The 26878-nt window shown below is 50.7% G+C and carries 25 protein-coding genes; all 25 read left to right on the forward strand.

The annotated features are described in order from the left end of the window. Positions 1–287: 287 nt before the first annotated feature. The 25 genes from rpsD (at position 288) to HF984_RS01395 (ending at position 26875) form a co-directional block, all read left to right on the forward strand. Entirely contained in the window at positions 288–920 is a 633-nt protein-coding gene (gene rpsD, locus HF984_RS01275; protein ID WP_168613878.1) for a 30S ribosomal protein S4, read from the forward strand. A gap of 176 nt (positions 921–1096) precedes the next feature. Next, the gene (locus HF984_RS01280; RefSeq protein ID WP_168613879.1) at positions 1097–1492 is read left to right on the forward strand and encodes a DUF948 domain-containing protein; all 396 of its coding nucleotides are present in this window, start codon (positions 1097–1099) and stop codon (positions 1490–1492) included. A gap of 152 nt (positions 1493–1644) precedes the next feature. After that, positions 1645–1977, forward strand: coding sequence for a hypothetical protein (locus HF984_RS01285; RefSeq protein ID WP_168613880.1), 333 nt, complete (start codon positions 1645–1647; stop codon positions 1975–1977). A gap of 50 nt (positions 1978–2027) precedes the next feature. After that, positions 2028–4706 (forward strand): alanine--tRNA ligase, encoded by a 2679-nt coding sequence (gene alaS / locus HF984_RS01290; RefSeq protein WP_168613881.1) that lies wholly within the window; start codon positions 2028–2030, stop codon positions 4704–4706. A gap of 27 nt (positions 4707–4733) precedes the next feature. Beyond that, positions 4734–5255 carry a Holliday junction resolvase RuvX gene (ruvX, locus tag HF984_RS01295; protein ID WP_168614057.1) on the forward strand — a complete coding sequence of 174 codons (522 nt, stop codon included), beginning with the start codon at positions 4734–4736 and terminating at the stop codon, positions 5253–5255. Continuing rightward, a complete protein-coding gene (mltG, locus tag HF984_RS01300) occupies positions 5248–6453 on the forward strand; it encodes an endolytic transglycosylase MltG (RefSeq protein WP_343947483.1) in 1206 nt (401 codons plus the stop codon). Before ruvX ends, mltG begins: the two co-directional genes overlap by 8 nt. Positions 6454–6462: 9 nt before the next feature. Beyond that, complete coding sequence (locus HF984_RS01305) at positions 6463–7383, forward strand: shikimate dehydrogenase family protein (protein ID WP_168613882.1); 921 nt, start codon at positions 6463–6465, stop codon at positions 7381–7383. 118 nt (positions 7384–7501) lie between these two features. Then, positions 7502–8716: a chorismate synthase gene (gene aroC / locus HF984_RS01310; RefSeq protein WP_168613883.1), complete on the forward strand. Its 1215-nt coding sequence runs from the start codon at positions 7502–7504 to the stop codon at positions 8714–8716. A gap of 3 nt (positions 8717–8719) precedes the next feature. Then, entirely contained in the window at positions 8720–9355 is a 636-nt protein-coding gene (locus HF984_RS01315) for a shikimate kinase (protein WP_168613884.1), read from the forward strand. Beyond that, positions 9355–10452 carry a 3-dehydroquinate synthase gene (gene aroB / locus HF984_RS01320; RefSeq protein WP_168613885.1) on the forward strand — a complete coding sequence of 366 codons (1098 nt, stop codon included), beginning with the start codon at positions 9355–9357 and terminating at the stop codon, positions 10450–10452. The genes HF984_RS01315 and aroB overlap by 1 nt, the downstream gene beginning before the upstream one ends. A 156-nt stretch (positions 10453–10608) precedes the next feature. Next, complete coding sequence (gene efp / locus HF984_RS01325; protein ID WP_168613886.1) at positions 10609–11172, forward strand: elongation factor P; 564 nt, start codon at positions 10609–10611, stop codon at positions 11170–11172. 8 nt (positions 11173–11180) lie between these two features. After that, complete coding sequence (gene nusB / locus HF984_RS01330; protein ID WP_168613887.1) at positions 11181–11591, forward strand: transcription antitermination factor NusB; 411 nt, start codon at positions 11181–11183, stop codon at positions 11589–11591. A gap of 186 nt (positions 11592–11777) precedes the next feature. Continuing rightward, positions 11778–12353 carry a bifunctional pyr operon transcriptional regulator/uracil phosphoribosyltransferase PyrR gene (gene pyrR, locus HF984_RS01335; RefSeq protein ID WP_168613888.1) on the forward strand — a complete coding sequence of 192 codons (576 nt, stop codon included), beginning with the start codon at positions 11778–11780 and terminating at the stop codon, positions 12351–12353. Positions 12354–12358: 5 nt separating this feature from the next. Beyond that, complete coding sequence (locus HF984_RS01340) at positions 12359–13339, forward strand: aspartate carbamoyltransferase catalytic subunit (RefSeq protein ID WP_168613889.1); 981 nt, start codon at positions 12359–12361, stop codon at positions 13337–13339. Positions 13340–13374: 35 nt separating this feature from the next. Further along, positions 13375–14685 carry a dihydroorotase gene (locus tag HF984_RS01345; protein ID WP_168613890.1) on the forward strand — a complete coding sequence of 437 codons (1311 nt, stop codon included), beginning with the start codon at positions 13375–13377 and terminating at the stop codon, positions 14683–14685. Between the two features lie 13 nt (positions 14686–14698). Then, positions 14699–15223, forward strand: coding sequence for a PH-like domain-containing protein (locus tag HF984_RS01350; protein WP_168613891.1), 525 nt, complete (start codon positions 14699–14701; stop codon positions 15221–15223). Between the two features lie 39 nt (positions 15224–15262). Continuing rightward, the gene (gene carA, locus HF984_RS01355; protein ID WP_168613892.1) at positions 15263–16420 is read left to right on the forward strand and encodes a glutamine-hydrolyzing carbamoyl-phosphate synthase small subunit; all 1158 of its coding nucleotides are present in this window, start codon (positions 15263–15265) and stop codon (positions 16418–16420) included. Between the two features lie 17 nt (positions 16421–16437). Further along, the gene (gene carB, locus HF984_RS01360) at positions 16438–19743 is read left to right on the forward strand and encodes a carbamoyl-phosphate synthase large subunit (RefSeq protein WP_168613893.1); all 3306 of its coding nucleotides are present in this window, start codon (positions 16438–16440) and stop codon (positions 19741–19743) included. Beyond that, positions 19740–20579 carry an orotidine-5'-phosphate decarboxylase gene (gene pyrF / locus HF984_RS01365; RefSeq protein WP_168613894.1) on the forward strand — a complete coding sequence of 280 codons (840 nt, stop codon included), beginning with the start codon at positions 19740–19742 and terminating at the stop codon, positions 20577–20579. Before carB ends, pyrF begins: the two co-directional genes overlap by 4 nt. 186 nt (positions 20580–20765) lie before the next feature. Next, positions 20766–21080 carry an integration host factor, actinobacterial type gene (mihF, locus tag HF984_RS01370; RefSeq protein ID WP_168613895.1) on the forward strand — a complete coding sequence of 105 codons (315 nt, stop codon included), beginning with the start codon at positions 20766–20768 and terminating at the stop codon, positions 21078–21080. A 17-nt stretch (positions 21081–21097) separates the two neighbouring features. Continuing rightward, positions 21098–21667 (forward strand): guanylate kinase, encoded by a 570-nt coding sequence (gene gmk, locus HF984_RS01375; protein WP_168613896.1) that lies wholly within the window; start codon positions 21098–21100, stop codon positions 21665–21667. A 172-nt stretch (positions 21668–21839) separates the two neighbouring features. Further along, the gene (gene rpoZ, locus HF984_RS01380; protein WP_168613897.1) at positions 21840–22229 is read left to right on the forward strand and encodes a DNA-directed RNA polymerase subunit omega; all 390 of its coding nucleotides are present in this window, start codon (positions 21840–21842) and stop codon (positions 22227–22229) included. A gap of 17 nt (positions 22230–22246) precedes the next feature. Beyond that, complete coding sequence (gene coaBC, locus HF984_RS01385; RefSeq protein ID WP_168613898.1) at positions 22247–23497, forward strand: bifunctional phosphopantothenoylcysteine decarboxylase/phosphopantothenate--cysteine ligase CoaBC; 1251 nt, start codon at positions 22247–22249, stop codon at positions 23495–23497. A 40-nt stretch (positions 23498–23537) separates the two neighbouring features. Continuing rightward, a complete protein-coding gene (gene metK, locus HF984_RS01390) occupies positions 23538–24743 on the forward strand; it encodes a methionine adenosyltransferase (protein ID WP_168613899.1) in 1206 nt (401 codons plus the stop codon). A gap of 8 nt (positions 24744–24751) precedes the next feature. Then, a complete protein-coding gene (locus HF984_RS01395) occupies positions 24752–26875 on the forward strand; it encodes a primosomal protein N' (protein WP_168613900.1) in 2124 nt (707 codons plus the stop codon). Positions 26876–26878 lie beyond the last annotated feature (3 nt).

The following is a 26878-nucleotide window of genomic DNA, read 5'->3' on the forward strand; positions in this document are numbered from 1 at the left end:
ATGAGCACTCAGGTATGAGTAACCAAAACCACGCACCACGGTTTCTGAAAAATAGCTGACATTGATTAGCTAAAGCCGTAGTATGGGTGATTGGCTGGCAAGCCCGTTAAAACGCAATGAAAGGGTTTACCTGATTTGATCACCAACGGGTTGTAGTGAACAGTGCGGCTGCTGTGAACTCTCCACCGCACGAATACGTGTGCGGATATTACCGGAGGCCAGACCACTACAGAATAAATGATGTTGCATGCACCGTTTGTGCAATATCAACCGCTTGAAAGGCAAATATGGCTAAGCAGAATCGCACTCGCCGTACCGTACGTCACTCACGTGCACTCGGCATTGCTCTGACCCCTAAGGCAGAAAAGTACTTCGAACGTCGCCCTTACGGCCCCGGCCAGCACGGTCGTGCACGCAAGAAGGCTGACTCAAACTACGCAGTACAGCTGAAGGAAAAGCAGCGCCTGCGCGCTCAGTACAACATCCGCGAAGCACAGATGCGTCGCGCATACGCTGAAGCAAAGCGCATCGAAGGTCAGACCGGTAAGAACCTGGTTGAGATCCTCGAAAGCCGTCTCGACGCACTTGTTTTACGTTCAGGCTTTGCACGCACCATTGCACAGGCTCGTCAGCTCGTTGTTCACCGTCATATCATGGTTGACGGCGTTCGTGTTGACCGCCCGTCATTCCGCGTAAAGCCCGGTCAGCTGATCCACGTTCACCCCAAGTCAGAGAAGATGGCTCCGTTCCAGGTTGCAGCAACCGGTGCACACCAGGACGTTCTGCCTGACACTCCTGCTTACTTGAACGTTGAAATCGAGAAGCTGCACGCTAAGCTCGAGCGTTCACCCAAGCGTGAAGAAATCCCCGTAATCTGCGAAGAGCAGCTCGTGGTTGAATACTACTCACGCCTTGCATAATAGCTTGTTGGGTTAGGCGGTTTGCATTCCACACCGGAATGCAAACCGCTTTTCTTTTACTCAAAATGTGTTTTTCGCCCGTTCTCGTAGCGGCGTTTGCTTAACCGCTGAAATCATGCCCTGTGTACAGTAGACTGTTATCTGTTCGTTATCTTAAATCGTAGAAAGTAGGAGCCGTGAGCGGAGCCGATATTGCCGGATTAATTTCAGCAGGTGTATTTGCCGTTTTGGTTGCTCTGTTGGCTATGCCAATCATCAAACTCGGCAAAGTGTTTGATGAGCTGACTCTTACTATTAGATCGTTGAACGATAACACCACCCCCTTGATTGATGAAGTAACTCGTACTGTTGCCTCAACCAACTCCCAGTTGGAGAAGGTAGATGGCATTACCAGTAACGTTTCTGATGCGTCAGCGAATGTCTCTGCTTTATCTTCTCTTGTTGCTTCGACGGTTGGACAGCCTCTGATTAAGGTGGCGTCTTTCTCTTACGGTTTGAAAAAAGCTGTGAAGGGGGAGCGCGAAACTCCCGGTGCATCTGCAGCGTCAGAACGAGCTGAGGGTGGAATCTAGTGGGTATGTTTCGCGCTCTTGCGCTGATCGCAGGTGGGGCAGTCGCCGGCTATATAACATCTCAAGCTCAGAAAACTCGTCCGCAGAGTTCGACAGATCTTGTCTCGCGAGCAACCTCTGGACGTGAGGTCATGTCAACTATGGAGGGTACTATGGCCAAGTTTTTCGACTCTACGGTTGGCAAAAAATTGCAGCCTTACGCGCTGAAAACTGTTGAATTTGCTGCAAACGTGAAAAAAGGCATGAATGAGCGCGAAGCTGAGCTAAAGCAACGGTTTGAGACTCAAAAGAAAGATCTTCGTCCCGGTTCTTTAGATACCTGGGATCGTCCACTTGATAATAAGTTGCACTCAACAGAATTTTCACCGGCGCAACAATCCTCAGCGCCGACTGTTGATGCCCACGTCATTGAGTCCGTTGAGATTTCGGGAACTCAAACCCGTATTGAACGAGATGCCAAATTAGGCGACAAATTTTTTGAGTAATAGTCTTATACATATAGTTTTGATGAATCGACGTTAAGGAAAATCCCTTCATGCTTTCACAGGAAATTTCAAAGCGGTGGATTGAGTTCTTCGAGGCTCGCGGTCACACCGTTGTTCCTTCAGCTTCACTGGTTTCAAACGAGCCCGGCGCAATGTTCACCATTGCTGGTATGGTTCCGTTCATCCCCTATTTCTTGGGACGCGAAACCCCTCCCTACTCACGCGCAACTTCGGTTCAGAAGTGCATTCGTACCTTGGACATCGAAGAAGTTGGTAAGACTGCTCGTCACGGCACCTTCTTCCAGATGGCAGGTAACTTCTCATTTGGCGATTACTTCAAGAAAGAAGTTATCCCGTGGGCTTATGAACTGCTGACTAGCTCTGTTGATAAGGGCGGTTTTGGTCTTGATGCTGATCGTTTGTGGGTCACTGTTTATGAGGGTGATGATGAAGCTTACGATATTTGGACCCGCATTGTTGGTTTCCCTGCTGAGCGCATTCAGCGTATGAACATGAAGGAAAACTACTGGTCAACTGGTCAGCCTGGTCCTGCCGGCCCTGACTCAGAGATTTTCTATGACCGTGGCCCCGAATACGGTAAAGAGGGCGGCCCCGCGGTTGACGATGATCGTTACATCGAAATCTGGAACCTCGTCTTCATGCAGTACCAGCGCGGTGAAGGCATCGGCAAGGATGACTTCGAGATTTTGGGTGAATTGCCCAAGAAGAACATCGATACCGGCCTCGGTGTTGAGCGTCTAGCTATGCTTTTGCAGGGTGTTGAGAACTTCTACGAGACCGATCAGGTTCGTCCCGTGCTGGACGTTGCATCCAAGCTCTCCGGTAAGAAGTACCAGGGCTCCGAGTCAGCTGAAGACGCTGGCTACGAAGATGACGTACGCATGCGCGTTGTTGCGGATCATATCCGTTCGTCATTAATGCTGATTGCAGACGGCGTCTCACCTTCGAATGAGGGACGCGGTTACATTCTGCGTCGCCTGATGCGTCGTGCAATTCGCGCAATGCGTCTTCTCGGTGTTTCTGAACCCTGCCTGCCTGTTCTGTTCCCTGCATCTCGCGATGCTATGGCTGGTGCCTTCCCTTACGTGGCTGACGACTTCGAACGCATCTCGCGTATTGCGTACACTGAGGAGCAGGCGTTCTTGCGCACTATCGAGTCGGGCACTGAGCGCCTTGAGCAGGCTGTTAAGCACGCGAAGACCGGTAATGCTGTCGTTTCTGGTGAAGAAGCATTTGCTCTGCACGATACTTACGGCTTCCCGATTGACTTGACCCTTGAGATGGCTGAAGAAGCTGGCGTTAAGGTTGATGAGAAGCAGTTCCGCGCTTTGATGGCAGAGCAACGTGAACGTGCGCAGGCTGACGCAAAGGCTAAGAAGGGTGCACACGCTGACCTTTCAGCTCTTCGCCAGTTGGCTGATGAGCGCACTTCGGTATTCACCGGTTACGATGAACTGCGCACCGAGACCACTTTGCGTGCGATCTTGGTAGATGGCGCTAACGTACCTGCAGCCAAGGCTGGTGACAAGGTAGAAATCGTTCTAGACGAGACCCCGTTCTACGCTGAAGCAGGTGGTCAGGCAGCTGATACCGGTACCATCCGCGGTAATGGTTTCAGCATTGAAGTCCACGATGTACAGCAGCCGGTTAAGGGCCTGAGCGTCCACCGCGCTACCGTCATCGAAGGCGAAGTAGTTGCAGGTACCCCGGTTATTGCACATGTTGATGAGCAGCGTCGTCGTGACGGCGAAAAGGCTCACTCAGCTACTCACATTATCCACGCTGCTCTGCACCAGGTGCTGGGCAATGAAGCTACTCAACGCGGCTCCTTTAACAAGGAAGGCTACCTGCGCTTTGACTTCGCGTGGAATGAAGGTCTTTCAGCAGCTGCTCAGCAGGAAGTTGAAGAAGTAGCAAATATTGCTATTCGCGATAACCTGCAGACTGTCACCCGTGAAATGCCTTTGGCTGAGGCAAAGGCAATGGGAGCGATGAGCCTCTTTGGTGAGAAGTACGGCGATACTGTGCGTATGGTTGAAATCGGTGGCGATTTCTCTCGCGAACTTTGCGGTGGTACTCACGTTTCAACGTCATCACAGATTGGCTCTTTGAGCCTGCTTACCGAGCAGTCCGTAGGTTCAGGTAACCGTCGTGTTGAGGCTCTAGTCGGTTTGGATTCCTTCAACCACTTAGCAGCTGAGCGTACTCTGGTCAATCAGCTCACGGGCATGCTGAAGGTTCAGTCCTCAACAGACCTTCCTGAAAAGATTACTCAGACCCTCAACAAGCTCAAGGCCGCTGAAAAGGAACTGGAAAAACTCCGCAAGGAGAAACTCCAGGCTGAGGCTGGCAAGCTCGTTGAATCAGCAGAAATGGTAGGCAAGGTCCGCGTCCTTCTGCATAACGCTGGAGAACTATCCGCTAACGATGTTCGTGGTCTTGCCCTCGATCTTCGCTCACGACTTGGCGAGGATGCAGCGACAGTAGCTGTCACCGGCGTCAACAACGGCCGTCCAGTAATTCTGGTAGCAACTAACGAAGCTGCTCGATCAGAAGGCGTCAAGGCTGGCGCGCTGGTTCGCGTAGCAGCCGGCGTACTCGGCGGCGGCGGTGGCGGTAAGGACGACGTCGCACAGGGTGGCGGTCAGGACGCTACCAAGATTGACGAAGCATTCGTCGCTATTAGAAATGCGATTGCAGGAGCATAACGCGTGAACTTTACACGTGGTGTACGTATGGGCGTCGATGTGGGCAATGCCCGCGTCGGCGTCGCAACGTGCGACCCTGACGGCATTTTGGCAACCCCTCTAAAAACTCTTCGACGAGATATGAAGAAGAATTCTGATCGAAGAGTCCTTCGGAAACTCATCGAGGTTCACGAAGTAACAGAGGTGTTTGTAGGGCTACCCAAAACCATGTCTGGCGGAAGTAGTGCTTCGACAGAGATGGCTGAAATTTACGCTCAAGCACTAGCCAATGAACTCAGCACAGATGGGCATCAGATTCCAGTTCATCTCGTTGATGAACGTCTCACAACTGTGAGCGCTCATCGTTCATTGCATGAGGCTGGAGTCTCTTCCCGCGACTTTAGAGCAGTGGTAGACCAAGTAGCTGCCGTCAATATCCTGCAGTTCAGCATTGACACTGTTAAAGCCGGCAAGAATCTGCCTGGCTACACTCTAACTCCCCAGACTGTGTCAGCTGAGGAATCGGTTGACACATTACCTGCAAACGAAACGGAGAACCCGAGTGACTAAGAATCCGAGTTCTAACGGTGCTCACGAAGATCGTGAAAGCCTCTCACATCTATTAGCACCCACCGATGAAGAAGCACGTGCAGGTATTGTCAGCCCACTTATTGAGCAGGCTGAATACAGCGATGAAGAACAACGTCGCAGTCGTGCTCGCAGTCGTAATTTCATGATTACTGCAACCCTCGTTTTTAGTGTTGCAATCATTATGGTTATCTCGTCATTGGCTCCAAAATATGATTGGTTCAAACGCAAAGACTATAATGGCGACGGTAACGGCACTTCAGTCTCTTTTGTAGTGAGCGAAGGCGATACCAACGGTCAGATTGCTGCGAATCTCGAAGAAGCTGGTGTCATTGCAGATGCAGGGCGTTTCTTGGAAACTTACCAGAAGGATGCTGCAGATAAGTTCATTCAGCCTGGCGATTATGACCTGCAAGAACATATGAGTTCTTCAGCAGCGATTTCTCAGCTGGTAGGCGATCAGGACGCTAATTCGATTTATCTTGCGATTCCGCAGAACATGCGTAAGGACGAGGCGTACCAGGCTATTGCAGATGCATTGGGCGTAAATATCACCGAGGTTTCTAAGTACGATAAAGAACTGGATACTTTCGGGATTCCGAAGAAGTTCCCCAACCTTGAGGGCTGGTTGCATCCCGGCGAATACCGTTTTGAACAGGGTACTTCGGCTGAGGACGTCATTCGTACTTTGGTAGATCACACCAAATCAGAGCTCAAAGCAGCAAACATCACCTCCGAGGATGATCAGTTCCATGTATTGACTGTGGCTTCAATCTTGGAGTTTGAGGCTACTGCGCGCGACTACAAGCCTGTTGCTGGTGCGATTGAGAACCGTCTTGATAATCCTGATGGCGAAACCGGTGGTTTCTTGCAGTCCGATGCAACTGTTGCTTACGGTCTTGGCAAGAAGACCTACCACATTTCGAATGAGGAAAAGCAGGACGCGTCTAACAAGTACAACACGTTCTACTACCAGGGTTTGCCTGCAGGTCCGATTGGTTCACCAGCCACCGAAGCTATTAATGCTGCGGCTAACCCCGATAAGAACGATTATTACTTCTGGGTTACCGTAAACCTCGATACTGGCGAAACCAAGTTTGCTAAGACTTTCGAGGAGCATGAGAAGAACGTAGAAGAATACAATCAGTGGTGTTCAGATAACGAAGGCAAATGCGTCTAAACTAAAAATATGAATATTCACTTAGGCCCCAAGGCATTTGTCTTGGGGCATCCTATTACCCATTCAAAGTCGCCGGCGTTGCATTCAGCGGCTAGTGTTGTACTCGGTTCATCGATTGAATATGGTCGCTGGGATGTTACGGAGCGGGATTTGCCGCGTGAGTGGCAGTACCTTACTGAGAATTACGATGTTCGAGGTTTTTCAGTCACGATGCCGCTTAAATCAGCGATTATTGATTACCTGGATGAACTTACACCTTTTGCTCGTGCTGTTGGGGTTGTAAATACAGTGTTTTGGCGCAACGGGAAGGCTGTCGGTCATAATACAGACGTCTCTGGAATTGTGAACGCTTTGACGGATGCTGGAGCCAATCCGAGCGCGGACAGCGAATACGCTATCTGGGGTGGGGGAGGAACCGCCACCGCGGCGTGCGCGGCACTTGCATATATGGGAGCCGAAACTGTCCATGTCTACGCACGGGAGCAGAGCCGAACCCAACGCGTCCAGAATGTGGCAGAAGCTGTTGGCGTGGAATTTGTATTTCACGATATATCAGACGCTGGCGCGGATGCCCATCGATATGCTGTTACTGTGTCTACGCTGCCTGCTGGAGTTGCTGATCTGATTCTAGAACCGTCCTCAGCAGTTGCCCCGAATTCTGTCCTGCTGGATGTTTCGTACGCGGTGTGGCCCTCGCCGGTGGCTAAGGCTTATGAGGCGTTGGGTGGAAAGAGCGTTTCAGGTCTTGAAATGCTGATGCATCAGGCGCTCGACCAAATTAAGTTGTTCAACGGTTATAAGCTTGAAGACCGGCTTCCTCAAGAATTAGAAATCCTAGCTGCAATGTGCCAGTCAGTAGGTCTACCAGCCCGCACTAAACTACCGGTGCAGGTATTTGACCAGATGAAACTCATCAAAACCTCAAATTAATCTGGTTTTTCATATCATGACGCCAGTTTGAAGTACGTCCGGTTTTTTGGAAGTCTTTAACCAAAGTATTGAAATGGCAGGGGCGGTGGCCCTCGGAAACTGAAAAGGGAACACAGCAATGTTGCGTTGGCTGACAGCCGGTGAATCTCACGGCGAAGCTCTTGTAGGAGTAATTGAAGGCGTCCCGGCTGGCGTGGAGCTAACCTCGGAGATGGTTCGTGACGCTTTGGCCCGACGTCGACTGGGCTACGGTCGTGGTGCTCGCATGAAATTTGAACAGGATCAGGTTCGCATTTTGGGCGGTGTCCGACATGGTAAGACCATGGGTGGCCCTGTTGCTATTGAAATTGCTAATACAGAGTGGCCCAAGTGGGAAAAAGTTATGAGCTCAGATCCCGTTGATCCTAGCGAAATTGAAGGCAAAGCCCGGAATGTTGCTCTGACTCGTCCGCGTCCCGGTCACGCTGACTTTACCGGTATGCAAAAGTACGGGTACGACGATGCGCGTCCTGCCTTGGAGAGAGCATCGGCGCGTGAGACTGCTACCCGCGTGGCTTTAAGTGTGGTTGCTGCGCAAATTCTAAAAGCTTTGGGCGTAGGGTTGGTTAGCCACACAACCGCAGTTGGGGGAGTAGAAACACCCTACGATTCCTCCCGTCCTGTTCCTGCTGATGTTCATACGCTAGATGCTGATCCCTTACGTTGCTTTGATGCTGCTACCAGCGAAAAGATGGTGGCTCGTGTAGATGAGGCTCATAAGTCAGGCGAAACTTTGGGCGGTATTGTTGAGGTGCTTGCTTACGGCGTAGCGCCGGGTCTTGGGTCATTTGTTCATTGGGACCGTCGTCTAGATGCTCGCTTGGCTGCCGCCCTGATGGGAATTCAAGCGATCAAGGGCGTTGAGGTCGGTGATGGTTTCCTGACCGCGGCGCGTCCCGGTACCGAAGCTCACGATGAAATTGAAGTAACCGACGCTGGTGTCAAGCGCTTGACCAACCGTGCCGGTGGCATCGAAGGTGGTATGAGCATTGGCGACGTCTTGCGTGTACGCGCTGCTATGAAGCCCATTGCCACGGTTCCTAAGGCTTTGGCGACTATTGATACCTCAACTGGTGAACCTGCACGTGCGCATCACCAGCGTTCCGATGTATGCGCTGTTCCCGCCGCTGGTGTAGTAGCTGAAGCCATGGTAGCTCTTGTACTGGCTGATGCTGCTATGGAAAAGTTCGGTGGGGATTCCATCGCCGAAACCCGTCGCAATCTTGATTCATACCTTGAAAACATTCCCGATTCACTCAACTGGGAATCTAACGTGTCTGGCTGGGATCTGTAATTCATGACATCCCATCACACGGATCTGTCTAAAGCTAGCTCTGCCGGCAATAAACCGGCGGAGCTAGTTGATCCACAACAATTGCGTGAAATTCAAGAAGGTTACTTGGATCGGCAAAGACCCATCGTCATTATTGGACCTATGGCGGCTGGAAAATCATATGTAGGAACGCATTTAGCACGTTTCTACGGGTATGAATTTATCGATTCTGACTACTTGATTGTTGAGCGATACGGTCCGGTTACAGATATTTTTGAAGTTCATGGCGAAGAGTATTTTCGCAAACTTGAAGCAGAGGTAATTTCCGAGGTTCTGAACTCACCTCACCATAGAAACACCGTTTTGTCTCTGGGCGGCGGTGCGCCTATGACGGCAGAGGTGGCAGAAATGCTCAAGAATGAAACCGTAGTCTACATCAAGGTAGATGTTGATACGGTCAAACCCAGAATTGTTGGTAATAGCAAGAGACCACTGCTACAACCTAACCCCATTGAAAAATGGTCACAAATATTTGAATCGCGTAGAGAGCGGTACGAGCAACTTGCAAAATATACGTTGGACGCTCGGGGACACCGCAATATCACTGAGATGACTTCTCAAATTCAGCAATTTGTTGTGGATAGCAGAAAGGCTAACTGATGAGTGAAAACGAAGTTACTAAGATTTCGGTAACGGGCTCTCGCGTGGAGGAAAACTATGATGTTTTGGTTGGTCATAACCTTCTTGGGCAGATTCCCGATATCTTAGGGCAGCGTACTCGTCGCATCCTGGTGATTCACCCTCGTGCTTTGCGTTCCACCGGGGAACTCGTGATGGAAGATTTGCGTAAAGTGGGGTTCGAAACCTTCAGCGCTGAGATTCCGGATGCTGAAGAAGGTAAGCATATACAGGTTGCCGCATTTTGCTGGCAGGTCTTGGGGCAAAATGATTTTACTCGAAGTGACGCTATTATCTCTGTCGGTGGTGGAGCCGTAACAGATGTTGCTGGTTTTGTAGCTGCCACCTGGTTGCGCGGCATCCGCATCATTCATATTCCCACTACTTTGCTAGCAATGGTGGACGCGGCAGTAGGCGGTAAAACCGGCATTAATACCGCTGAGGGTAAGAACCTTGTCGGTAGCTTTCATGCTCCAGCTGCTGTTTTGTGTGAAATTGGGACCTTACGCACCCTGCCGGAATACGAGTTGTTGACAGGCATGGCTGAGGTCATTAAATGCGGATTCATCTCGGACACTAAGATTCTTGATCTTGTCGAAGAGAACCCGGAGAAACTTCGAGACTCGCAGTCTAACGTAATTAGAGAGCTTATTGAACGGGCTATCAAGGTAAAAGCTGACATTGTTTCTGAAGATTTCAAAGAAGCGGGTCGACGCGAATTTTTGAACTACGGTCATACCTTTGGCCATGCCATTGAGTACAACGAACGTTATCAGTGGCGGCATGGTGCAGCGGTTTCTGTGGGTATGGTCTTTGCGGCAGAACTCGCTGCCGCGGCGGGCAATCTTGATGAGTCCGTTGTAGCTCGTACTCGAGCACTATGCGATCTGGTTGGCCTGCCCACTTCATACCGGGGGGACCAGTGGAGTAAGTTGCTCGAAGCAATGCGACGCGACAAAAAATCACGAGGAGCCCTTTTGCGTTTCGTAGTTCTTGACGACATTGCGAAGCCTAGAATTATGGAAGTCCCTGACGACTCAATTCTTTTCGCGACCTATCTTGAAATAGCTGCAAACTAAAGAAGATGCGGTGACCTTACCGATGAAAGTACGGTCACCGCATTCACTATTTGGTAGAAAACACGCCCTGTCACCTACCATTGACATTCAAAACCACGTTAGAATTGCTATCGTTCATTCGTTCATTGAAAAATCCCATATCCTAAGGAGAGTCGGTTGGCTACTACCAGCGACATCAAAAACGGCGTTATCCTCAAGATTGACGGCAACCTCTGGTCCGTCATCGAATTCCAGCACGTAAAGCCCGGTAAGGGTGGCGCATTCGTCCGCACCAAGCTTCGCAACGTGACCTCCGGCAAGGTTGTTGACCGCACCTTCAACGCAGGTGCAAAGGTTGATATTGCAACCGTAGATCGCTCCGATTACCAGTACCTGTACCAGGACGGCGACGACTACGTATTCATGGATTTGAAGACTTACGACCAGATTTACGTCCCCAGCGTAGTAGTTGGCGACGCCGCGAACTACATGCTTGAAGAGCAGAATGCAACTATCGCAATGTACGACGGGTCACCCCTCTACATTGAGTTGCCTGCTTCAGTAGTTCTGGAAATCACCTACACCGAACCCGGCTTGCAGGGTGACCGTTCATCAGCAGGTACCAAGCCTGCGACTGTTGAAACCGGTGCCGAGATTCAGGTTCCGCTCTTCTTGGAGCAGGGCACCAAGGTTAAGGTTGATACCCGCACCGGTGACTACCTCGGTCGCGTCAACAACTAATAGGCGTCATGAATTCACGAACTAAAGCACGTCTCCGAGCACTTGAGGTGCTTTTTGAGGCTGAGCAGCGCAATGATGATGTACTCGATACACTCGTGCGACGCCGTGCACATACTTCTGCACAGATTTCGACATACTCTGAGCAAATTGTGCGTGGGGTTTTCGAACACGACGAAGAAATTCGTGAGTACATCGAAACTTATTCACAAGGTTGGACGCTGGATCGCATGCCCGCTGTAGACCGCACGATTCTGCGACTTGGCGCTTGGGAACTCTTGTTCAATGATGAGGTTCCCGATGCTGTAGCTATCTCTGAGGCTGCAGGTCTTGCGAGAACTCTTTCAACTGATGATTCACCTAAGTTCGTCAACGGTCTGCTGGATCGTTTGCGTCAGGTGAAGCCCACCTTGTTGGCATAATTTACTGAAATTAAAACGGGGTTTCTGACTAGTACATCTAGTCATAAACCCCGTTTTTGTTTCTATAATGAAATTGTTACGACACAGTGAGCGCTCGTAATGACGCGTCCGCGCACTGCGTGATACATTATTGCTTGCAAGCAACCTTTAAGTCCGTCCTGCGAGGCGGGGAAGGAGGCCGGCACTATGACTGAGCACGAAGCAACCTCTTCTAGCGAGGCTCGCGTCATCCTCTCAGATGCCGACATCGATCGAGCTTTGACTCGTATTTCATTTGAGATTCTCGAAGCCAATAAGGGCGTTGAGAACCTTGTTATTTTGGGCATTCCGCGTCGTGGTTTTCCTATTGCGCAACGTCTAGCTGAAAAAATCGCTAAGACAGATTCTGATTTCAGTATCGAGCGTTCGCTGGGTCAGTTGGATATCACCATGTACCGCGATGATTTACGCTCACACCCCTCAAAGACACTTGAACCCACTCGTATTCCTAGCGGCGGTATTCACGGCAAAAACGTCATTCTAGTTGACGATGTGCTGTATTCAGGTCGCACTATTCGTGCAGCACTGGATGCGATTAATGAGTTCGGCCGTCCTTCCCTTGTCCGCTTAGCGGTTCTGGTTGACCGTGGTCACCGACAGCTACCCATCCGCGCTGATCATGTGGGCAAGAATTTGCCGACTGCGTCCGATGAAACCGTTCGAGTACTAATTTCTGAAATCGACGGTGTCAGTGACCGCGTCGAAATTCTGCAGGGGGAGTAAATCCAATGCGTCATCTTCTTGATACTAAAGAGCTCACTTACGAGCAAGCAATCAATATCCTTGATACTGCCGATTACATGGCAGAAGTTGGAACGCGAGAGGTCAAGAAGCTTCCGGCGCTTCGCGGCCGCACTGTGGTCAACCTTTTCTTCGAGGATTCCACCAGAACTCGTCTTTCATTTGAGGCAGCAGAAAAGCGCCTGTCAGCAGACGTTATTAATTTCGCTGCTAAGGGTTCATCAGTGTCAAAGGGAGAGTCACTAAAAGACACTGCACAGACTTTGGCGGCTATCAATGCCGATGCCGTTGTTGTTCGCCACTCAGCATCTGGCGCACCTCAGCGACTAGCTGAAGCTGGCTGGATTGATGTTCCTGTTTTGAACGCTGGCGATGGTACTCACGCGCACCCAACTCAGGCTCTACTGGATGCGATGTCGCTTCGCCAGTTCAAGTCTCAAATCACCGGTAAGCCTACTCGAGGCACCGATTTGAAGGGAATGCGAGTAGCAATTGTAGGCGATGTACTTCATTCCCGTGTTGCTCGATCTAACCTGTGGTTGCTCAATACTTTGGGTGCGGAGGTTATCTTCGTAGCTCCTCCCACTCTTCTTCCTGTGGGTATTGAGGACTGGCCCTGCGAAGTCTACTACAACTTTGACGAGGCACTGGAGACTCATTTGGACGCTGTGATGTTGCTTCGCATTCAGCAGGAGCGTATGCACGCTGCATTCTTCCCCAGCGCAGAGGAATATTCTCGTCTGTGGGGCCTGACCCCGGAGCGTTTTGCTCTTCTTGATCAGATGGATTATGAGACCGCTGTTCTTCACCCCGGTCCGATGAACCGTGGTCTAGAAATCAGTGCTGTAGCAGCTGATTCAGATCGTTCGTGGGTACTTCGTCAGGTTTCTAACGGAGTTTCAGTGCGCATGGCAGTGCTGTACCTGCTGATGACCGGCGGTAGTGCCGAAGACTTTTACGGTAACTAGAAGTAGCTCTAAGACTGAAGAAAAGAGAATTGACTGTGACTGAACAGAATACCTATCTCATCAAGGGCGCTTCGCTACTGGGTGAGCGCACTGCAGATATCTTGATTGAAGATGGCAAGATTGCTGAAATTGGCGATTCACTAGAGAGCAAGGACGCCCAGGTCGTAGAGGCAGACGGTCTGATTGCGCTTCCTGGCCTGGTTGATATCCATACTCACCTTCGTCAGCCCGGCCAAGAGGATGCCGAAACTGTCGAGACCGGTTCAAAGGCAGCAGCACTTGGCGGTTATACCTCGGTGTTCGCGATGGCTAACTCAAACCCTGTAGCAGATACTGCCGGTGTTGTGGAGCAGGTGCTTTCACTGGGTGAATCTGCTGGTTGGGTCGACGTACGTCCGGTAGGCGCTGTCACCGTTGGCTTGAAGGGTGAGCGTCTTTCTGAAATTGGCGCTATGGCTAACTCACGCGCAAAAGTACGCGTGTTCTCCGACGATGGAATGTGTGTTTGGGATCCTGCCTTGATGCGCCGTGCCCTAGAATACGTCAAGACTTTTGATGGCGTAGTCGCTCAGCACGCTCAGGAGCCGCGTCTGACCGAGAAAGCTCAGATGCACGAAGGCACTGTTTCTGCAGAGCTGGGTTTGGCAGGGTGGCCGGCAGTTGCTGAAGAGGCAATTATTGCACGCGATGTTTTGCTAGCTGAACATGTAAACTCACGCGTTCATATCTGCCACCTTTCGACCAAGGGCAGTGTTGAGATTGTCCGTTGGGCAAAAGAACGCGGTATCAATGTAACTGCTGAGGTTACCCCGCATCACCTGATTCTGACAGACGAAAAGGTTCGTTCATACGATCCGGTGTTCAAGGTGAACCCGCCCCTGCGTGCACAAGAAGACGTCGAGGCATTGCGCGAAGCTGTTGCCGACGGAACCATCGATGTGATCGGTACCGATCACGCGCCGCATCCTACCGAAGCCAAAGAGGTTGAATGGGCTAACGCTGCAAATGGTATGACCGGACTTGAGCAGGCTCTTTCGATTATCCAGATGACTTTGGTCGATACTGGAAAAATTACCTGGGCTGATGTTGCTCGTATCATGAGCCAGAAGCCTGCCGAGATTGGTCGTGCAACTGATCAGGGACGCCCACTCGAGGTAGGGGAGCCCGCAAATATCGTGCTGGTTGATCCTGAGGCAAAGCGCACCATCAACCCTGAGGCGCAGGCAACTAAAGGCAAGAACAACCCCTATCGCGCCATGGAAGTTCCCGGCGAAGTCCGTGCCACTTTCCTTCGTGGTCATGCAACCGTATTAGACGGTCGTCTGGCTACTCCCATCAATCAGTAAAAGGATCAACACATTGGATTCACGGGTAATTCCTACCTTAATTTGTCTGCTTATTGTTGTAGCAATCATCGGATTGATTGCTCTTGGATGGAACAACCGTAAGAAGCGTCAGTCAGATATTGCGCCGCTTGCTGAGGTTCCACCGAAGTATGATGATGCTCCAGCTGAGGTAGGAATTCCCGGCACCTATGTAGTGACCACTCGAATGGGTGATTGGCTAGACCGCATTGCGGTGCACACTCTAGGAGCCAAGTCCCCTGCTCAAGCTCTTATTTTCGATGATGCGCTGATTATCGCTCGAGATGGTGCGCAAGACATCTATATCCCCTCATCAGAGATCAGCGTCGTCCGCTTAGACTCTGGGATGAGTGGAAAGTTCGTTGAAAAAGACGGTCTTGTAGTGATTTCATGGCAACATCACGGTGTCGATCTTGACACTGGGTTTCGTACACAGTTTGCAGAAGATAAGCGTATTTTGGTGGAGCGACTTCAGCTGATTGCCCCTCAAGCCCACCATGAACTTCCAGTACAAAGCTAACGCAGTTAGTTACGACAACAACCATTAAGGAAACAGTAGATGAGTCATTCAACGTCATCTCCAGCGGTATTGGTGCTAGAGGACGGAAAAGTTTTCCGTGGCACCAGCTACGGAAAAACTGGTAGCACTCTCGGCGAGGCAGTTTTTTCAACAGGAATGACCGGGTACCAAGAAACCCTGACCGATCCCTCCTACGCAGGACAGATTGTTGTTCAAACCGCGCCGCATATTGGTAATACCGGCGTAAATTCTGAAGACGCTGAATCTCGAAAGATTTGGGTCGCAGGCTATGTGGTACGCGATGCAGCCCGCCGTGCTTCTAACTGGCGTAGCGAACGCACCCTCGATGAAGAATTGATTGATCAAAACATCATTGGAATTCAGGGAATTGATACCCGTGCTTTAACTCGTCATCTACGTTCTGCTGGTTCGATGCGTTCAGGTATTTTCAGTGGTGATGATGCGCGTCGCCCAGAGGCAGAGCTCATTGAAGAGGTTAAAAATTCAGAGCAGATGAAGGGCCGCAAACTCGCCGAATCCGTTTCCGTTGATTCAGCATTTGTGGTGGAGCCGAAAGACTTTGGTTGGGCAGAAGAGCCTAAGGCAACCATTGTAGCCGTTGACTTAGGGATCAAAGCAATGACTCCTCAGCGCTTTGCAGAACGAGGTGTACGTGTTCACGTTGTTCCTGCAGACACTACTCTTGAAGAGATTCAGTCCTACAATCCTGACGGTTTCTTCATGTCAAATGGTCCCGGTGACCCGGCGACAGCTGACGCACAGGTAGATTTGCTTCGTAGCGTTCTCAAGAACAAGACTCCGTTCTTTGGCATTTGCTTTGGTAATCAAATTCTTGGACGCGCCCTGGGATTTGGCACCTACAAACTCCCGTTTGGCCATCGAGGCATTAACCAGCCTGTGCTCGATAAGCTCACTGGCAAGGTTGAGATTACAGCTCAGAATCATGGTTTTGCGGTGGACGCCCCTGTTGAGGGCAAAACCACAGCTCCCATCGCAGAATTTGGTGAGATAGAAGTTTCCCATGTTGGCCTGAATGACCAGGTGGTAGAAGGCATTCGTTGCCTAGATATCCCTGCATTCAGCGTCCAGTACCATCCCGAAGCAGCAGCAGGTCCGCATGACTCTGCCTACCTCTTTGACCGCTTCATCGATCTCATGCTCGAAAACAAGAACTAGAGAAGGAACCTACAACTATGCCACGCAGAAAAGATCTTAACAGCATCCTCGTGATTGGTTCCGGACCAATTGTTATCGGTCAAGCAGCCGAATTTGATTACTCAGGAACACAGGCACTTCGCGTTTTGAAGGAGGAGGGCGTTCGCGTCATCCTCGTGAATTCAAACCCGGCGACCATTATGACTGACCCCGAGTTTGCGGATGCTACGTACATCGAACCGATTACACCTGAAGTCATCGAGAAGATTATCGCCAAAGAAAAGCCCGATGCAATTTTGCCGACCCTCGGTGGTCAGACAGCGTTGAACGCGGCTATTTCACTGGACGAAGCCGGAATCTTAGCTAAATACGATGTTGAACTCATCGGTGCGAATATTGAAGCGATTAACCTCGGTGAAGATCGTGAAGCTTTCAAAGGTGTAGTAGAACGTGCCGGTGGTGAATCTGCTCGATCCATCATCGTTCACTCCATGCCCGAAGCGCTCAAGGCAGCAGAAGAGCTGGGCTATCCTATGGTGGTACGCCCGTCCTTTACGATGGGTGGTTTGGGTTCAGGCCTTGCGTACAACGAAGAAGACCTGTACCGAATCGCGGGTGCTGGTATTCAATACAGCCCCACTAGCGAGGTTCTTCTTGAAGAATCCATCCTGGGCTGGAAAGAATACGAACTTGAGATGATGCGTGACAAGAATGATAACGTCGTTGTTGTCTGCTCCATCGAGAATTTTGATCCCGTAGGTGTTCACACCGGTGACTCAATTACGGTTGCTCCAGCACTCACCCTCACTGACCGCGAGTACCAGCGTTTGCGTGATATCGCGATCAACGTCATTCGCGAGGTTGGTGTGGATACCGGTGGCTGTAACATCCAGTTTGCGATTGAACCTGATACCGGCCGCGTAGTCGTTATTGAGATGAATCCTCGTGTATCACGTTCATCAGCTCTTGCGTCAAAGGCAACGGGCTTCCCGATTGCGAAGATCGCAACCAAGTTGTCACTGGGCTACACTCTCGATGAAATCCCTAACGACATCACTCAGAAGACCCCCGCGTCCTTTGAACCGACTCTTGATTATGTGGTTGTCAAAGTTCCGCGCTTTGCTTTCGAAAAGTTCCCGGCTGCTGATCCCACGCTGACCACTACTATGAAATCCGTGGGCGAAGCTATGGCGCTTGGCAGAAACTTCACTGAAGCACTGCAAAAAGCAATGCGTTCATTGGAGCAGAAGGGATCTGCCTTCTCATTCATTAAGCCTGAACTGTCAGAGTCAGAACTGAATGAGTTAATCGAGAAGACCAAGGTGCCCACCACCGAACGCATCCATCAGGTGCAGCAGGCACTACTTGCAGGCGCAACCATCGAGCAGATGTATGATGCTACCGGCATCGACCCTTGGTTCCTAGATCAGTTAGTTCTGCTCAATGAAGTAGCCGAAGAGGTCGCTGACAAGGGAACTCTTGATGAAGATATCCTGCGTTACGCAAAGCGTCACGGTTTCTCTGACGAGCAGCTCGCTGAAATTGTTGGTATGAACGAGGACATTGTACGCGGCGTCCGCCATGCGCTGGGTGTTCGTCCTGTCTTCAAGACGGTTGATACCTGTGCTGCCGAGTTTGAGGCATTTACTCCGTACCACTACTCCTCATATGACACAGAGGATGAAGTAGCTCAGCACGACAAGCCCTCTATCATGATTTTGGGCTCTGGCCCGAACCGTATTGGCCAGGGCATCGAATTCGACTACTCCTGTGTTCATGCATCGATGGTTCTACGTGAAGCCGGTTACGAAACTGTCATGGTGAACTGTAACCCGGAAACTGTTTCAACCGACTACGATGTATCAACCCGCCTCTACTTCGAGCCTCTGACTCTTGAGGATGTACTTGAAGTTATCGAATCCGAGCGTCGTACCGGCGGGCTCATGGGCGTATTTGTGCAGCTGGGCGGTCAGACCCCATTGAAGCTTGCTCAGCAGCTCAAGAGCGCTGGTGTGCCGATTTTGGGAACTTCACCTGAGGCAATTGACTTGGCTGAAGATCGCGGTGAATTTGCACAGGTTCTTGAGAATGCCGGTCTGCTCTCACCCAAGAACGGCACTGCATACACTTTCGACTCTGCTAAGAAAATTGCTGACGAGATTGGTTACCCTGTTCTGGTTCGCCCTTCATACGTTCTGGGCGGACGAGGTATGGAAATCGTGTATGACGAAGAAAACCTGGCGCGCTACCTGGAAAATGCGACCGAGGTTTCACCTTCACAGCCTGCACTGATTGATAAGTTCCTCGAAGACGCTGTCGAAATTGACGTGGATGCTCTCTACGACGGTACTGAAATGTATCTGGGTGGCGTGATGGAGCATATTGAGGAAGCTGGTATTCACTCCGGCGACTCCGCATGCACCTTGCCACCTATCACGTTGGGCACTGACATTATTCAGCGCGTGAAGGAAGCTACCTACGAAATTGCTAAGGGCGTAGGCGTACGAGGTCTCATCAACATTCAGTTCGCTGTCGCCTCGGATATTCTTTACGTCATTGAAGCTAACCCTCGTGCATCGCGAACGGTTCCGTTTGTTTCTAAGGCAACCGGCGTACAGATGGCGAAAGCAGCAGCTTTGATTGGCACCGGCAAGTCGATTGCCGAGCTCAAGCAGGAAGGCTACCTGCCACAGCATATGGATGGCGCTTCGCTGCCTTCAGATACAGCGATTGCTGTCAAGGAAGTTGTCTTGCCGTTCAGTCGTTTCCGCACCCCCGGGGGCGTCGTTGTTGACTCATTGCTTGGCCCGGAGATGCGTTCAACCGGTGAGGTTATGGGTCTTGATCGATACCTGGACACAGCTTTTGCTAAAGCCCAGACTGCAGTAGGGTCTACCCTTCCCACCGAAGGTAAGGTCTTCGTTTCTGTGGCTAACCGCGATAAGCGAAACACCATTATCTACGTGAAGATGCTGCAACAACTTGGATTCGAGATTGTTTCGACCGGTGGCACCGCGGACGTTTTGCGTCGTAACGGTGTTGACTCCCAGGTGGTCGCTAAAATGCGTGAAACTGCTGAAGATGAGAAGTCCATCGTGGATATGATCAATGATGGTGAAATCAACATCATCTTCAATACTCCTTCAGGTGGCGGAGAGGCACGAGGCGATGGTTACCAGATTCGTGCTGCAGCTACCAGTGTGGGTTGCCCGGTGATGACGACCGTGTCTGAGTTTGGCTCAGCAGTTCAGGCTATCAACGCACTTCGGGAATACAGCTGGAGCGTTATGAGCCTGCAGGAACATGAGCAAAATCTTGCTAAAGCACAAGAGGTGAATGCATGAGCTCTTTAGGCTTTGGTGATCGCCTAGCCGATGCTATTGAGGCTAAAGGTCCGCTGTGTATAGGTATTGACCCCCATGTTCAATTACTTGAGCAGTGGGGCTTGCCGTTGAACGCTGATGGTGTAAGAGCTTTTGCAGAGGCTGTACTTGAAGGATGCGGTGATCATGCAGCAGCACTGAAACCGCAGGTCGCTTTTTTTGAGCAATACGGTTCAGCTGGCATGGCCGTCCTTGAAGAGGTTATTGCTGAGGCGAAGCGCCGCAATATTATTATTGTGGCGGATGCTAAACGCGGTGATATTGGCTCAACAATGAAAGCGTATTCAGATGCGTGGTTGGGGGAATCTCCGTTAGCTACCGACTCGGTAACTTTGAGTCCTTATCTCGGATTTGAATCATTGCGTCCGGCCTTTGATGCAGCGCATTCAAAGGGGCGTGGCACCTTTGTGTTGGCGCTAACTTCAAATCCCGAAGGTAAAAGTGTTCAGCATATCGGGGGAGCTCAATCAGTGGCTGCAAATATTGTGGATGCTGCGCGTGAGGAAAATGCGCGTCAGGAATGGTCCGCTATGGGCTCTTGTGGTCTGGTGGTTGGCGCAACTGTAGCTGATGCTCTTGAGAAGCTAAAGATTGACCTCAGTAGCTTCAACGGACCGATTCTTGCTCCAGGCTATGGTGCGCAAGGCGCGACCGCAGCTGACCTGTATCGTGTTTTCGCCGGAATCGAGAATCAGGTTCTGGTGAACTCCAGCAGGGGAGTGCTTTCCCACGGTCCCAACCTTCAGAAGTTGGCTGAAGCGTGCGATATGTCCCGCGAGGATCTACTGAACCGCTAGTACGATACAAATCACCGTAAAATAGTGTGCTAATACATATTAAATAAGTATTAGCACACTATTTTTCTTTAAGTTACCGTAGGATAATATTTATAAAACAATCACCGTTAACTTCTCGGCTGTGGGGAACAGCCTGGTAGGGTGACGGTTTTTGGGGAAAGAAAAAATAAACAAGGGAATAATATAATGGTGCTCAATCCACTGACCGACGAACAGCGCGCTGCAGCTCGCGAAAAGGCTAAGACCGCACGTATCGCTCGTGCTGCAGTCAAAGAAGATTTGAAACAGCGCAAAGTTACTGTCGAAGAAGTACTCAATCGTGCAAAAAATGAAGAAGCACTGAGTAGACTTAAAGTCACTGAACTGCTGACCGCTCTGCCGAGCATCGGCGAAGTTCGGGCAGAAGCTATTTTGAAAGAACTCAACATCGCATCATCACGCCGCTTGCGTGGTCTCGGCGTTCACCAGCGCAGTGCGTTAGTTGAGTACCTCAACAAATAACCAAGGATTGTGTACAGATGACTGAAAAAACCACACCTCGACTAACAGTTTTAGCTGGTCCAACAGCAGTTGGTAAGGGAACAGTTTCCGCCTACATTCGCGAGAACTATCCCACCGTGTGGTTTTCGGTCTCTGCGACCACTCGCGACCCGCGTCCGGGGGAAGAAGACGGCATTCACTATTACTTTGTTTCTGATGAGGAATTCGACTCAATGGTTGAAAACCGCCAGATGCTTGAGTGGGCTACAGTTCATAATTCCTACCGCTATGGAACCATGCGTTCCATGGTTCAACGAGCGTTGGACGCTGGGCGTGATGTCTTCTTGGAAATTGATTTACAGGGTGCTCGTCAGATTCGCAACGCGATGCCGGAGTCGCAACTGATTTTCTTGGCTCCTCCGAGTTGGGATGAGCTCGTTAATCGTTTGGTTGGACGCGGCACTGAAAGCCCTGAGCAACAGGCTATTCGCCTTGAAACCGCTAAGGAAGAATTGGCTGCTGAGCCTGAATTCGACTATACCGTGGTCAATGACAAGGTAGAACGAGCGGCTGAGGAGATTGTGAGCTTGATGGGTCTGACTCGATAGCCAAATCTATCTCGCATGAATGCCCTGCGTATTCACGTAATGTGTTTCGCAGGGCATTCGCGTGCTAAATACTTTTAGAACCGCTATAGTTGATACTTAGTTTTGGCTTCTCTGATGAGGAGTTCTACCGAAATTATCCGGTACATTTTATTCGACAATTTTTGGAGTATTCGTGGCTAACGTTCACAACGAAGAAGGAATCATCAACCCCAGTGCTGACGCGCTGATTGAAAAGGCTGAGTCCAAGTACGGTCTGGTGATTTTCGGTGCTCGTCGTGCACGCCAGATCAATGCTTACTACTCACAGTTGCACGATAACCTTTACGATCATGTTGGTCCTTTGGTTGACAGCGAACCCAACGAGAAGGCTTTGTCTGTTGCGATGCGCGAAATCAACGAAGGTCTGATTGAGGCTCATCACGTTGAAGATTCTAAGTTCGATGAGAACGGTCAAATCATCCACGAAGTAACCGGTTCTGACTTCTTCCCCGGTGAGGTGTACGGTGAAGAGTTTGTTGATGCTCCCGTAGTTGAATACGTGGATGCTGAAGACTCAGAATAAGGGTTTCATCTAACGGTATGCGTATTATCGTAGGTTTCGGAGGGGGCATTGCCGCTTATAAGGCGACAATGCTCCTTCGTCTTTTTTCTAAAGCTGGTCATGAGGTAGTTGCTATGCCAACTGCTTCAGCCCTGGAATTTGTTGGCAAACCGACGTTTGAGGCACTCAGCGGCAATCCTGTTTCGACTTCTGTTTTTGAGCGGGTACCTGAAGTTAACCATGTGCGTCAGGCAGAGCAGGCCGATGCCATTGTGGTAGCACCTGCCACTGCTGATCTCATGGCGCGTTTAGCGTCCGGTCATGCAGATGATTTGCTGAGTGCTACCATTTTGACAACGCACGCTCCGGTGATTCTTGCCCCCGCGATGCATACGCAAATGTGGGAGCATCCGGCGACGGAACGAAACGTAGAGACTCTTAAAGGGTTTGGCTATCACGTAATTGAGCCTGCTGTGGGGCGGTTAACTGGCCCTGATTCTGGTGTTGGGCGGATGCCCGAACCCGAGGAAATTTTTGAAGAAGCTCATCGCATTTTGGCATCTTTAGAAGCCGGTGTTGCGCCCAAATCTTCAGCTTCAAATGAATTGCAGGGCAAGAAGGTCGTGGTGACAGCAGGTGGAACCCGTGAACCGCTAGATCCCGTTCGATATTTGGGTAATCGTTCGTCGGGCAAGCAGGGCGTGGCTATTGCGCGAGCAGCTCAGGTAGCTGGCGCCGATGTCACTTTGGTTGCTGGGCATATGGAAGTTGATCCTCCTGCAGGAGTTGAAATTAGGTCCATATCAACCGCTCAAGAACTTCAAAAAGCTGTTTTTGAAGAAGTTATCGACGCGGATGTTCTCATTATGGCGGCGGCCGTAGCTGATTTTCGACCCGCTCAGTACGAAGACTTCAAAATCAAAAAGACGGACGACGATCCCCAAGCTCCGGTTATTGAGCTAGTGAAAAATCCGGATATTTTGAAGAGTATAGTCGAGGCCCGTGAGCAGAAAACTATTTCTGCACTTGATCTCATCGTGGGTTTTGCAGCCGAAACCGGCGATGGTCATACTTCTCCTTTAGAATTCGGACAGGCGAAGCTCAAGCGCAAGGGATGCGATTTGCTAGTGGTGAACGAAGTCGGTTCAACTAAAGGATTCGGCACCGACACCAATGAAGTCTCGATTCTTTCGTCAATGACATCGAATATCGTTCATGCGCAGGGCAGTAAAGATGACGTAGCTCAGTCACTCATTCGACTTATTGCGCAACAACTCAAACAAAATTAATGATTGCCCTCATGGGCCCGAAAGACAGTACAGTAGATACGTGACTAATAATCAGCATTTACGCCTTTTCACCAGTGAGTCAGTCACTGAGGGGCATCCAGATAAAATTTGTGATCAGATTTCAGATGCAATCCTGGACGGTCTGCTTGAGCAGGATCCAGCGTCCAACGTTGCTGTCGAAACCATGGTGACTACCGGCCAGGTAATGGTAGCCGGTGAAGTTACCACTAATGGTTATGTGGATATTCCTTCGATTGTCCGCAAAACAATCCTTGATATTGGGTACAACTCTTCAACCCACGGTTTCGATGGCGAATTCTGTGGAGTTTCGGTATCCATTGGTGAGCAGTCTCCTGACATCAATGCGGGTGTTTATGAGTCTCTTGAGACCCGTAAGGGTGAAGCCAAGGACGCCTTGGACGCTCAGGGCGCAGGCGACCAGGGCATCATGTTCGGCTACGCATCCAATGAGACCGAGGTCTTGATGCCTGCCCCCATCTGGGTAGCTCACCGTCTTTCGGAGCAGCTGACCAATGTTCGCAAGCAGGGCATTCTCGAAGACTTGCGTCCTGACGGTAAAACCCAGGTTACTTTGGGCTATGACGGTGCGAAGCCCGTCTCTATCGATACCGTTGTAGTTTCAACCCAGCATGTGCGCGGCTATGATTTGGAGCAGCTCAACGCTGATATCAAAGAGCACGTGATTTCACCGGTTCTTGAATGTCTGCCGTTTGAGACCTCCAACGATACTAAGTTCATTATCAACCCCGCTGGGCAGTTTGTTCAGGGTGGCCCAGTCGGCGATGCTGGTCTGACCGGTCGAAAGATTATCGTTGATACTTACGGCGGCATGGCTCGTCACGGCGGTGGTGCTTTCTCCGGTAAAGATCCTTCGAAGGTTGATCGTTCGGCTGCATATGCGATGCGTTGGGTTGCTAAGAATGTTGTAGCAGCTGGTCTAGCTGATAAAGCAGAGGTTCAGGTAGCTTACGCAATTGGCCAAGCAGCTCCCGTGGGTCTGTATGTTGAGACTTTTGGAACCGAAAAAATCGATCCTGCAAAAATTGAAAAAGCCATTCGTGAAGTCTTCGACCTGCGTCCGCTAGCTATTATCAATGACCTAGATTTGCGCCGCCCGATTTATGCAAAGACAGCTGCGCACGGTCATTTTGGTCGCAATGAACCCGAGTTCACCTGGGAGCGTACCGACCGAGTAGATGCATTGAAAGATGTAATTGGAGCATAATAGAACCTATGGGTTCTAACGATTTTAAGGAATCCCTGCAAACAGATTTGTTGCAGGGATTTCCTGCTTTTGAGCAAGGTGCGGTAGGCAGTTCTATTGAGCTGCCGGTTGCCCGTGTACTCGTTGAAACCCACGTACCTCATCTGGACAGGCTTTTTGACTACCTTGTACCTGAGGATTTGGCTAGCGTGGCGCAGCCAGGTGTGAGGGTTAAGGTTCCATTTGGCTCGCGCACTGTGCAAGGGTTCATCAGAGAACGCACAGCTGAATCTTCTTTGCCCGGTCGCCTGTTGCCTCTCAAACAAGTCATCTCACCGGTCCCGGTGGTGAGTACCGAGGTGTTTGAGATTGCTGATGAAGTAGCGTCGCGTTTTGCCGGAGTTACACAGGATGTATTGCGTTTAGCGGTGCCGGCCCGAATCGCACGAGCTGAAGACAAGTACATCAAGAAGGCACTAACTAGTCGTGAAGAAGAAATCGCGCCAGATAACAAGAGGTTTAGCTTAGAGAAATTCTTTGCGGAAGCTCCTGATATCGAGCCTTGCGAAACGAGCGGTTTTAACCTCTACAATAACGGACCAGAATTTATCGAAGATCTTCCGCATTCAGCCACTCGAGCAGTTATGACGGTGTTGCCTGCTAGCACGCAACAGCACAGCTGGGAGAATCTATTAGCTGCGGCTCTCGTGACAGCAGCGAACGCTGGTAAAGGTTCTATAGCCGTTGTACCTGAACAAAAATCTTTACAACGACTAAGCGATGCTTTGTCACTGTTAGTCCGTGAAGAACATTTTGTTCAGCTCACCGGCAATGATAAGCCTTCACAGAGGTACGAGAACTTTATGAAAGTTCGTACAGGGGAAGTCCGGATAGTTATTGGTACCAGGTCAGCTGCATACGCACCTGTCCGCAATCTGGGTTTTGTGGCTTGTTGGGACGACGGCGATTCTAACCTTATTGAACGACGCGCCCCGTATTCTCATGCGCGTGATGTTTTGTTGTTGCGTGCTCAGCACAGTGATTGCGCGGCACTTTTCATGGGCTACTCCATGAGCAGCGAGAGCGCCCGCCTAGTTAAAACTCGTTGGGCTACCTATCTCGGCGCTGACCGCTCAGTAGTTCGCGACCATTCACCGCGCGTCCTATCTACCGGCGATGAGTACCAACTGGCGCGAGACCCTATGGCAGCTTTCGCGCGCATCCCTCAGGTTGCTTATCAGCTGGCTCAGCAGGCGCTGAAAAATGGACCAGTACTGGTTCAGGTGGCTCGTGCAGGCTATGTTCCATCGCTTGCTTGTCAGCGGTGTCGTATGCCGGCTCGTTGTCAGAATTGCCGTGGACCATTAAAAGTGACCGGACAATCCAGCGTGCCCGAATGCGGCTGGTGTGGTAGGGGAGCCCATCAGTGGAAATGTTCTGAGTGTGGATACGACAGGTGGCGTATGAGCGCCGTTGGAGCTTTACGTACTGCTGAAGAATTGGGTAGGGCTTTTCCTGACGTGCCCGTTATTTCCTCTAGCGGTGAGCATGTTCGAGCGGATATTGGTGCAGAACCAGCTTTAGTTGTCGCTACTCCCGGTGCTGAACCTGTGGCAGATGGCGGGTACAGCGCAACACTACTTCTTGATGCCGACCGCATGTATGCTCGAGATTCTTTGCGAGCCCCAGAAATGGCACTCAGACGCTGGCTAAATGCGGCTGCGCTGACTCGTCCCTTTGCTCAAGGCGGACGAGTGGTGTGTACGGCTCAAGAGTCCGTCGCCCTCCAAGCTTTAGTGCGCTGGGACCCTGTAGGTTTTGCTCTGGAAGAATTAGAGGAACGAGCACAACTCATGCTTCCGCCGGCGGTTCGGACTGCTGCCATTACCGGTGAAGAAGCTGCCGTCAAAGATTTTTTGGGTAAGCTCAATCTTCCTGAGGACGTGCGTGTGGTAGGACCTGCTATCTTAGAGAGCCCCGAAGGATTTTATGAGCAGGAGACTGATCAGGTGCTTTGGCGCGTTATTTTGTTTTTCAGCTACGCCCGGGCACATGACATTACCCCTGCATTGCGAGTGGCGCGGTCAGCTTCTTCTGCTCTAAAAATCCATTCACCGGTACAGATTCGCTGTGATGGCTTGGATATTCTCTAGCTT

The organism is Rothia terrae (genome assembly GCF_012396615.1).
GTDB lineage: Bacteria > Actinomycetota > Actinomycetes > Actinomycetales > Micrococcaceae > Rothia > Rothia terrae.

What these genes read in the sequence shown, in the direction of transcription:
- rpsD (WP_168613878.1), top strand. Translation starts at nt 288, where the DNA reads ATGGCTAAGCAGAATCGCACTCGCCGTACCGTACGTCACTCACGTGCA.
- HF984_RS01285 (WP_168613880.1), top strand. Translation starts at nt 1,645, where the DNA reads ATGGCCAAGTTTTTCGACTCTACGGTTGGCAAAAAATTGCAGCCTTAC.
- alaS (WP_168613881.1), top strand. Translation starts at nt 2,028, where the DNA reads ATGCTTTCACAGGAAATTTCAAAGCGGTGGATTGAGTTCTTCGAGGCT.
- ruvX (WP_168614057.1), top strand. Translation starts at nt 4,734, where the DNA reads ATGGGCGTCGATGTGGGCAATGCCCGCGTCGGCGTCGCAACGTGCGAC.
- HF984_RS01305 (WP_168613882.1), top strand. Translation starts at nt 6,463, where the DNA reads ATGAATATTCACTTAGGCCCCAAGGCATTTGTCTTGGGGCATCCTATT.
- aroC (WP_168613883.1), top strand. Translation starts at nt 7,502, where the DNA reads ATGTTGCGTTGGCTGACAGCCGGTGAATCTCACGGCGAAGCTCTTGTA.
- HF984_RS01315 (WP_168613884.1), top strand. Translation starts at nt 8,720, where the DNA reads ATGACATCCCATCACACGGATCTGTCTAAAGCTAGCTCTGCCGGCAAT.
- aroB (WP_168613885.1), top strand. Translation starts at nt 9,355, where the DNA reads ATGAGTGAAAACGAAGTTACTAAGATTTCGGTAACGGGCTCTCGCGTG.
- nusB (WP_168613887.1), top strand. Translation starts at nt 11,181, where the DNA reads ATGAATTCACGAACTAAAGCACGTCTCCGAGCACTTGAGGTGCTTTTT.
- pyrR (WP_168613888.1), top strand. Translation starts at nt 11,778, where the DNA reads ATGACTGAGCACGAAGCAACCTCTTCTAGCGAGGCTCGCGTCATCCTC.
- HF984_RS01340 (WP_168613889.1), top strand. Translation starts at nt 12,359, where the DNA reads ATGCGTCATCTTCTTGATACTAAAGAGCTCACTTACGAGCAAGCAATC.
- carA (WP_168613892.1), top strand. Translation starts at nt 15,263, where the DNA reads ATGAGTCATTCAACGTCATCTCCAGCGGTATTGGTGCTAGAGGACGGA.
- carB (WP_168613893.1), top strand. Translation starts at nt 16,438, where the DNA reads ATGCCACGCAGAAAAGATCTTAACAGCATCCTCGTGATTGGTTCCGGA.
- pyrF (WP_168613894.1), top strand. Translation starts at nt 19,740, where the DNA reads ATGAGCTCTTTAGGCTTTGGTGATCGCCTAGCCGATGCTATTGAGGCT.
- mihF (WP_168613895.1), top strand. Translation starts at nt 20,766, where the DNA reads ATGGTGCTCAATCCACTGACCGACGAACAGCGCGCTGCAGCTCGCGAA.
- gmk (WP_168613896.1), top strand. Translation starts at nt 21,098, where the DNA reads ATGACTGAAAAAACCACACCTCGACTAACAGTTTTAGCTGGTCCAACA.
- coaBC (WP_168613898.1), top strand. Translation starts at nt 22,247, where the DNA reads ATGCGTATTATCGTAGGTTTCGGAGGGGGCATTGCCGCTTATAAGGCG.
- HF984_RS01395 (WP_168613900.1), top strand. Translation starts at nt 24,752, where the DNA reads ATGGGTTCTAACGATTTTAAGGAATCCCTGCAAACAGATTTGTTGCAG.